The following is an 8,623-nucleotide window of genomic DNA, read 5'->3' on the forward strand; positions in this document are numbered from 1 at the left end:
CTGGGAGAAGGCCCTGCGGGAGATCGATCGGGATACCGCCGCATGGAGTGAAGACCAGAAGAGGCTTTATCCGGCGATTCCAGCGTTCATGAAGCAGCAAGTGAAGGGGGTTGGCGGATCAAGTCCACTTGTCGTTGCCCGCAAGGTAGCCAGTTTACTCGCCGCCAAGCGCCCGCCCGCCCGCTCATACGTTGGCGAACGCGTCTGGTTCTACTACTTGCTCGAGAAGCTGCCGACCCCGATCAGGGACCTGCTGATCGCAATTCGTCTGCCCTGAAGGCCTCACGCTTGCCCCTCGACGTGTGAGCAATGTCTTTGTCATTACCAGCCAGACGGTCGCTGGTCTACGGTCGCCTTCTCGAGGCCGACGCGCTCGCATCAGACCGTTGCCTCGAGGCATGAGTGACGCGCTCGAAGGGCCACGCCAAACAGCCACGCGCAGCCGACGTGCCGCGTGACCCCTCTCGTCGCGAGGCTGTCCGAACGACGGGCCGTTTTGCCACCACATCCGAGCAGCGCCGGCCTAACGATGCTTGCTGCCGTCGGACGTGTACGGTAGCGCGCTGTGCGCGCATTTCATGTGAGCGCCTGCTGCAGAAGCTGGGCGATCGGCGGAGCAGCGGTCGCTGTCAGTCAGTCGCGTCAGAATGATGAGAATACTGCCGCGCCGGTGGGATGGCCGCCCACACGGAAGGTCCCCGCGTGGTCGCGGGGCGTCGGGGCCGTGCTCACGTGGCAGGTGGAGCGTCGGCGGACGGGCGGGGGGCGCACGCCAGGCCCCGGTCACGAAGGGGGGCCGCCGGTGGCGGCCCCGTCAATAACGGCTGCGGGAATCTGGCAATTGGTCTACGCCTGCCCGTGCAGGTCGCCGCTGGCTGCGGAACCGATCCCGAATCTCGCGTCCGCGGCGCCGAAGTGCGCCGCGAGCATGGCCTTCCCCTCGCGGATGACGGGCTCGCGCATGGTGGGCGGGAGCCGGCCGGCGAGGCCGACGATCGCGAGCACTGTGGAGACGGAGACCATCGCCGAGGCGAGGCGCTGCGGCTCGGGCATGCGCGGATAGCGAAGGGCGAGGAACTGCCCGACGTGCCCCACCACCGCCTGGTTGAGGGCGTCGAAGATCGCCGGACAGTTCCGCTCCACCGCTTCCTGCACGGCGCCGAAGGCCGGCGTCTCCTCCAGGAACGCCATCTGCCCGCGCAGCACACGGTCGAACAGAGCGTCCGGTTCGAGATGGACGAGCGAGAACGGCATCGCTTCCTCGTTGCGGCGGCGCGCACGATCCGCGTACTGCGCGCCCAGCGACTCGAGAACGGCGTCCTTGTTCGGGAAGAAGTGGTAGAGCGACCCCGCAGACGCCCCCGCACGTTCGGCGATGAGCTGCATGGTCGCCCCGCCGACCCCGTGCGCGAGGATGACCTCCGCTGCCGCGTCGAGGATCTGCGCCACGCGCCGTTGCCCCCGCTCTTGCTGCGGGACGCGGAAGGTTCGATCGGCAGGAAGACCAGCGTCCATGACCAAAAGTAGAGACAAATCTCAACTATTGACAACTAGCGACAATCATCTAGAATTGTGGCAGAAAATAGAGACGATCATCTAGTTACCATCATGAGGATTGGCCGATGAACGCCGTCAGTGTCGCGCAGGCGAGTGGCTACATGCCACGCAAGTCATTTATCAACAACGTTTTGTGCTGTACCGGTCTGACCCGTGTGCTGGCCGTATCCCTGGCCCTCGTTGCCGCCACGACAACTACTGTGGCGGCCCAGGAAGCGCCTCGGGAGTCCAGTTACGCCGTCGAAACGGACGCCCTGTGGCCCTTCTTTCCCGGAGCATTCCGCGGGCACTTCGTCGTCAAGCTCTGGCAGAAGGGCAACCTGCGGGGCGACGCCTACGTAGGCGCCAACGTGGATTTTCCCCGGAACAGGGACACCGAGGGACGGTTTGCCGACTACAGTGTGGCCAGCGGGTACCGCCAGTACCTCTGGAAGGGACTCCATGCCGAGTTCTCCCAGACCACCGGGCTGGGCGTCCTCGAGAATCACGTGACCACGCGGAGGACCTATCGCAGCTTCGACTGGCTGATGTCGGGCTACGTGGGCTACAGATTCGAGTTCGCGAAAAAGCGGTACTACGTGCTGCCGCAGTTCGGGGTCGCCAGTGTGGTGTACAAGTCGAATCCCTGGCCCATCTTCGAGGACAAGACCCTCACCAAGGAAGTGGGCGAACAGGCGTTCCCGCTCGGCTCCCTGCGAATCGGCGTCAACTTCTAGGAAGGCACGACGGCGCGAACCCTGGGGGGTAAGGGGCGCTGTCCGACGGCGCCGGGGAAGCGGAGCATCCGCGCCCATCGCGTGAGATCACCGGGGCGTCCCGCGCCGGTGGGACTGACACCCATGCTACAGGTCACCGCGTGGCGGCGTGGCTGGCCGCTTGCGCAAGAAAGATTCCCGGCAACCCCAATGGGGCGGTCTCCCAGGAGCAGCAGGGCAACCTCATGTCTCGTCGCGTTGCCGGACCGCGGTGACCCGATGGGCGCGTGACGGGGTCGGGGACCGTCGTGGCGCAGCCTCGCATGGACGAGTCGTTGCTCACCGACGACGACCATCGCCGCATTGCGGCGGTGCTCCGAACGTCGGGCTACACCATGTTTCGGCCGAACGCTGGCCCCGGCGCCGCGCGCCCGCGCTGCGCCTACGTGCCGCGCCTACTTGCCGCCCAGCAGGTAGTCCACCGCCAGCATGCTCATGGCGCGAACGCCGTTCGGGAGGGCTCCCTCGTCGGCGAAGAAGAAGGGGGAGTGATTGGGGGCCGCCGTGCGCGGGTCACTGCCCCTGGGATTCACGCCAAGGCCGATGAAGAGGCCGGGGGCCTTCTCCATGAAAAAGGAGAAGTCCTCGCTCGCTGTGACGAGTTCGCTCTCAATGACGCCCGAGGCGCCGGCGGCACGCTGCAGCGTTGGCCACATGCGCCTGGTGAGTGCCGGATGGTTGACCGTGGCGGGGACGCCGGGATCGAAGGTCACGCTCACCGTCGCACCGCTGGCGGCGGCCACCCCCTCTGCAGTGCGCCGGATGCGCGCGAAGATGTCCTCCTTCATGGCGGCGTCGAACGTGCGGATGGACAGCCGCAGCACCGCCGAGTCGGGAATGATGTTGCTGCGGACGCCGGCCTGGAACGCGCCGACGGTCACGATCGCCGGGACCCTGGTGATGTCCACCTGGCGGCTCACGACGGCCTGCAGCGCCGTCACGACCTGGGCGCCGACCAACACCGCATCCACGCCATTCCAGGGCTGGGCGCCGTGCGTCTGCTTTCCCTTGATGATGATCGTCGCGTCGTTGGCCGCTGCCAGCCACGGCCCTGGCCTGGTGATGATCGCGCCATGGGACGCCGGGAATACGTGCAGCCCGAAGACGGCGTCCACACGGGGGTTTTCGAACGCTCCGTCGCGGAGCATCGACTCGGCGCCGCCCACGCCGGTGGGGCTGTACTCCTCGGCGGGCTGGAAGACGAACTTGACGGTGCCCGGCAGCATCGCCTTCATGCCCGCGAGAACCTCCGCCGTCCCCATGAGGATCGCCACGTGGTTGTCATGGCCGCAGGCGTGCATGACGCCGACCGGCGCACCGAGAAAGGTCGCCTTGACCCGGGACTTGAACGGAAGATCCACCTGCTCCTCCACGGGAAGGGCGTCCATGTCGGCGCGCAGCGCAACGACAGGGCCCGGCTTCCCGCCCCTGAGCAGCCCCACGACGCCGTGCCCGCCGACCTCGGTCCGCACGTCGAGACCGAGGGCCCGAAGGTGCTCGGCGACGAGCCGTGACGTGCGCACCTCCTCGCCCGAGAGCTCGGGGTGCTCGTGGATGTCGCGCCGCCAGGTGACCACCTTGGCGGTGACGGCCTCGACGCGTCGCTGGATCTCGGCGTCGAGGGCGCCGACTCCCTTCTGGGCGCGCGCGGTGGAGGCGAGGGCGAAGGTGGCGGCGAGCAGGAGGGCGGGTCGGCGCGTCATGGCAGCGAGCGGCGGGGGGAAGGGGAGACGGGACGGATTGGCTGACGCCGACGTGCGGAAGCCGACGGACCCGGAGGCGGCCGGAAGGGCTTCAGGCGCCACGCTGCCGCCCAGCCAACCCTGATGACAATCAGCGCCGGCTGCCGTCGCCGGTCGGGGTGAGCCAGTCGGCGATCTGCCGCGGCGTCAGGTTCGCGCCGCACAGGACCGTTGCCACCAGCCGTCCATGGAAGCGCGCCGGATCCGCGAGGATCGCCGCCAGGCCGATCGCGCCCGCAGGCTCGATGACCAGGCCGAGGTGCTCATGGATGAGCCGCATCGCGGTCAGGATCGTGGCATCCTGCACGAGCATCGTTTCGTCGACCGTGCCGTCCATGTCACCGACGGCCTCAGGGACCGGCAGACGAGCAGCAACGCCATCGGCGATGGTGTCAACCTGCTCGTAGGAAACGATCCGGCCGGAGCGCCAGGACTCGACCATGGCCGGCGCGCCGGCCGCGGCCGCACCGACGACCCGCGTCGTGGGCGCATGTGCTTTCAACCAGCGCCCCATGCCGGTAACGAGCGCGCCGTTGCCGAGCGGGACGACGAGGTCATCGAACGCCTCGGGCCAGCGCAGGAGCTCGACCGCGATCGTGCCCGCGCCCTCGGAGATCGCCTGCTGCAGGCCGTCTTCGACCATCTGCAGGCCATGCGCGGCCGCGTACCGCTTCGCCTCGAGCTTGGCGGCGTCGAAGTCGGCGCCGTGCAGGCGAACGTCGGCACCAAGCGCGCGCATGCGCTCGACCTTGAGCGGATTGGCGTGGACGCTGGCGAAGATGACGGCGCCTGTGCCGCGACTGCGGCAGGCATAGGCCATGGCCTGCCCGAAGTTGCCCGCACTGGCGCAGACGACGGTAGCCCCGGCGGCCAGCCCCTCGGCAAAGAATGACGCGCCGCGGCCCTTGAAGCAGCGGATGGGGTTGAGCGTCTCGACCTTGATGACGAGGCGGCAGCCGAGCGTGGCCTCGAGCGACCCGGCACGAAACTGCGGGGTATCCAAGAAGACCGGGTCGATCACCGTGCGTGCGCGGGCGATCTGGTCGAGGCTCAGTCGGTGGCGCATCTCGGTTACCACGATACGGGGCGCCCTCCTGCGGGCAGGCAAGGAATGTCGAACGGGGCGGGTCAGCTCCCCGTCGAGGATACCGCGCGGTCGCCAACCCCGCCAGCGCGAGTGGCGGGCGGCGACCCGCCGTCGCGGACGATCCGGACGCTGACCGAGTTCCGGTTGCGGGAGAAGATCGGGGTTCTGTTCGACTTGCTGCTCAGGAAGCCGCCACGTGAGTCGAAGACCTGCAGCGTGCACTGGCCGACATCGTTCCGGTAGGGATGGAGCGAGAGCGTTCCGCCGAATTCGCGGACGAGCGCACTCGGGCTGCCGACGGTCCCGCCCGAGGGCGCGTGGCCGGCGACCGAACCTGAAAAGTCCTCGGTGACGCCCGTGAAGGCCGCGTCCGCACCGCTTCCTGCGGGGAGAGTACTGGCTGCGTTGCCTGCCAGCGTACGGCCTGCGGCTTCCGTGTCGGCACGGTGCGGTCGAAGATCTCGCGGCTCGCCACGAAGACGCGATAGCCCCCCTCGGTGGACACCCAAATCCGGCCACCAGTGGCCACCTGAACACCGGCCACCACAGGCGAGATGAGGCGTAGCCGGCGGGACGCCCCGTCAGGGGCGTGCACCGCGCGGTGTCGGAGGTACAGCCGCACGAGGTCGAGATCATGCGCCAGCGTCGCGCCGACATCATGGTGCGACTTGACGCGTTGCTGGCAGACAACGCCGTGTTCGTGCTGCCAACCGTGCCGGATCTCGCCCCACTGCTTCGGCTGCGGCCGGCCGACCCGGTGGCGTTTCGCGAGCGGGCGCTGGCGCTGCTGTGCATTGCGGGGCTGGGCGGACTGCCGAAGGTGACCCTGCCCTTCGGCACATTGCACGGGCGTCCGATCGGACCGTCCCTCTTTGCCGCGCGGGAACGATGCAATGTTGCCGGACCTTGTCGCACGGCTTGGGGCACCGTAGCGGGGCAGACGACATCACGCCACGGGCGCGCGAAAAGGTCACGCAGCAGTACTAGTGCGGTTGGCGCTCGCTAGATCGCTGATGAAACGGAGTGACGCGGGCTCAGAGGGTGAAATGACTTCTTGATGATGGCGTAGTTGACGGCGGCATACACATAGCCGGAAATCAACATGACCGGAATGAAGAACAACGCCACGATACTGAACCCTACCGTCGCAGCGCCGATCGAAAGCAGCGTCTCGTGCCATGACGTTGCTTTCCCATCCATCATTTGAACCAGCAGCATCTCAAGTGAAAGAAACAATGCCGCGAGTACGGTTGCCATAAGTCCAAATTGAACCCCCCAGGCAATGCGTCTCGGCTTCTGGTCGGCGCGCAACGTGCTGCGTATGCTGCGATACAACCATGGGTAGGCAACGAACGTCGCCATGACACATGGTAGGATGAGCACGAACGCCATGAACCACGTGGCGGCGGCAAAATGCTCGCCAACGCTTCCCGTCATGCCAACAAAGTGTGAGTAGCCCGACGGCCTGAATGACTGCACCATGGGATTCAGGGCGCCAATGATACCACCCGCCATGGAAGCCTTGAGGCGTAACCCTGTGGGGCATTCATCGTTGAAAACGTCGCTCATGCGGCACGCGTCTCGTTGGGTTGGTATTCCGGCACGATGCAGTGAATGAGGCGGCGTTCCCCACGTCCTGAGGTCCGGACAATATGTGGGTCAGACCCCGGCAAGCGGGAGGACTCCTGCGGGAATCGCGGTTCACGGACGAGCAGATCATTGGCATGCTGCGCGCAGTTGACCGTGGGGCGAAGCTGAAGACGGTGTGTCGTCGGCTCAAGCGCGTCGTCGCCGATCAGGCGCTGAACGTCCAGGTGCGCAAGGATGTCGCGCACCGCACGAGCCCGCGAGCCGGCCGAATACGCGCTGGTCGATCGACTTCATGCGCGACACGCTCGCCACGGGCCGGGTGTTTCGGCTATTCAACGTGGTCGGTGACTGCAGGCACGAGCCGTTGGCGATGGCGGTGTTTACGTCGTTCCCGGGCAGCGCCGTAGCCGCGGTGCTCACGCAGCTCGTCGCGGCGCGAGGCCGCCCCGATCGGATCGTGTGCGACAACGATCCGGAATGCATCACTCGCGCGGTCGCGGTCTGGGAGGCGGCGCATCGAGTGACCCTGCAGCACATTCAACGAGGGAAGCCGAACCCAAGCGCCTTGGTGGAAAGCTTCAACAGCCGCGTGCGCGACGAGTGCCGCACTCATTACCGGTTTCTCTCGCTCGCAAACGCGCAGCGTCCGCTTGCGGCCTACCAACACGAGTGCTGTACAGCCCGTCCACACAGTGCGCTGGAGAATCGCCCCCCGGCCGAGATTGCTGCAGCATTCACCAACACGGATCGCTCCACTCCATCTCTCAGGTAACTGCTGGACCTGAGACGGGGGGAACGCCGGATGAGGAGCGCAGTCTGTCAGAGGGGCCACTTATCCTGACGCTTCACACCAGAGCCCCCCAGCATGGTATAAGCCAATGGGCAATCGCACGCTCTTCATAGTGGAAGTTGATGGCTTCGAGGGCGAACGAAGCAGAATCGAACTCTCAGACGCATCCGGAGCACCACTCCGCGTTCTCTACTGCGTCGCCACGCGCAACGAGAAGACCGGCGTTCTCCAGTTCGTTGACTACGGCTACCAGACACTGGAAGAGGCCCGCGAGGCATGGCCCAACGCGAGCTAGTGCTCCCCTGGCGCGGTCCGATCCCGGGCTTCTAGCTTCTCCATATGACTGCCCCCAATGACAATGCTCGCCAATCGGCGTTCTATGCGGCACCTATCCAACAATTCCTCGCTGCCGACAATGCGGCCGTGCTCGGGCACCTCGCCGGTGGTAGCGGCCTCGCCATTGATGGGGCGCAAACGGAAGCGTGGAAAGAGCAGGTGCGGGTCCTCAAGCAGACGCTCCCGGGCGTCGACGGGTCGCTCTTCCTTGAGTTCGATGTACCGCGACTGGGCAGCCGAATTGACGGCGTGGTAGTTGCCAACTCTGCCGTAGTGCCCATTGAATTCAAGGTGGGCGAGCATCGCTATACCAAGAGCGACTACAACCAGGCGTGGGACTACGCGCTCGATCTCAAGAACTTTCACGAGGCGAGTCGGGAGCTACCTATCTTCCCGGTGCTCTGCGCGACGAACGGAGCGACCCCCGACGACCATTGGCAGATCCCACACGCCGATGGGGTGTACCCACCCATCAAGTCCAACGCGGCCACGGTCGGTGATGCGGTCCGCTCGGCCATCGCGCTCGCGCCATCGGCACCAATAGACCCTCACGCGTGGGGCCGATCGTCGTATCGGCCGAGCCCCACGATCATCGAAGCGGCCAAAGCGCTGTACGCGCGACACTCAGTGCAGGCTATCGCGCGGTCCGATGCTGGGGCTCGAAATCTCCACGTCACCACCCAGTGTGTAGAGGAGATCATCGCGCGTAGTCGCGCCCAACGCGAGAAGGCCATCGTTTTCGTCACCGGTGTTCCCGGCGCCGGCA

At 66.3% G+C, this 8,623-nt stretch carries 8 protein-coding genes and 1 pseudogene; 5 read left to right on the forward strand and 4 right to left on the reverse strand.

What is annotated here, in order from left to right:
* Window positions 1–277, forward strand: a 277-nt coding sequence (locus tag LW840_RS14820) for a hypothetical protein (protein ID WP_291277259.1), incomplete at its 5' end; no start/stop codon positions are given.
* Window positions 278–846: 569 nt separating this feature from the next.
* On the opposite strand, the gene LW840_RS14825 is transcribed toward LW840_RS14820, so the two are convergent.
* Window positions 847–1,515, reverse strand: coding sequence for a TetR/AcrR family transcriptional regulator (locus LW840_RS14825; RefSeq protein WP_291269352.1), 669 nt, complete (start codon window positions 1,513–1,515; stop codon window positions 847–849).
* A 197-nt stretch (window positions 1,516–1,712) separates the two neighbouring features.
* Between LW840_RS14825 and LW840_RS14830 the strand changes: the two genes are divergently transcribed.
* Window positions 1,713–2,273 (forward strand): hypothetical protein, encoded by a 561-nt coding sequence (locus tag LW840_RS14830; protein ID WP_291277260.1) that lies wholly within the window; start codon window positions 1,713–1,715, stop codon window positions 2,271–2,273.
* 434 nt (window positions 2,274–2,707) lie between these two features.
* Here the strand turns inward: LW840_RS14830 and LW840_RS14835 are convergent, their stop codons facing one another.
* Window positions 2,708–4,015, reverse strand: coding sequence for an amidohydrolase (locus LW840_RS14835; protein WP_291273280.1), 1,308 nt, complete (start codon window positions 4,013–4,015; stop codon window positions 2,708–2,710).
* 130 nt (window positions 4,016–4,145) lie between these two features.
* Window positions 4,146–5,120, reverse strand: coding sequence for a pyridoxal-phosphate dependent enzyme (locus LW840_RS14840; protein ID WP_291277261.1), 975 nt, complete (start codon window positions 5,118–5,120; stop codon window positions 4,146–4,148).
* Between the two features lie 655 nt (window positions 5,121–5,775).
* On the opposite strand from LW840_RS14840, the gene LW840_RS14845 reads away from it, so the two are divergent.
* Window positions 5,776–6,147, forward strand: coding sequence for a hypothetical protein (locus LW840_RS14845; protein ID WP_291277262.1), 372 nt, complete (start codon window positions 5,776–5,778; stop codon window positions 6,145–6,147).
* Here LW840_RS14845 and LW840_RS14850 read toward each other — a convergent pair.
* Window positions 6,144–6,710 (reverse strand): hypothetical protein, encoded by a 567-nt coding sequence (locus tag LW840_RS14850; RefSeq protein WP_291277263.1) that lies wholly within the window; start codon window positions 6,708–6,710, stop codon window positions 6,144–6,146. The genes LW840_RS14845 and LW840_RS14850 overlap by 4 nt on opposite strands.
* A 196-nt stretch (window positions 6,711–6,906) precedes the next feature.
* On the opposite strand from LW840_RS14850, the gene LW840_RS14855 reads away from it, so the two are divergent.
* Both LW840_RS14855 and LW840_RS14860 read left to right on the forward strand, forming a co-directional pair.
* The gene (locus tag LW840_RS14855) at window positions 6,907–7,503 is read left to right on the forward strand and encodes an integrase core domain-containing protein (RefSeq protein WP_291277264.1); all 597 of its coding nucleotides are present in this window, start codon (window positions 6,907–6,909) and stop codon (window positions 7,501–7,503) included.
* A 357-nt stretch (window positions 7,504–7,860) separates the two neighbouring features.
* Window positions 7,861–8,623 (forward strand): annotated as a pseudogene (locus LW840_RS14860) (hypothetical protein); the annotation flags it as partial.

The organism is Gemmatimonas sp. (genome assembly GCF_021298855.1).
Classification (GTDB): Bacteria; Gemmatimonadota; Gemmatimonadetes; order Gemmatimonadales; family Gemmatimonadaceae; genus Gemmatimonas.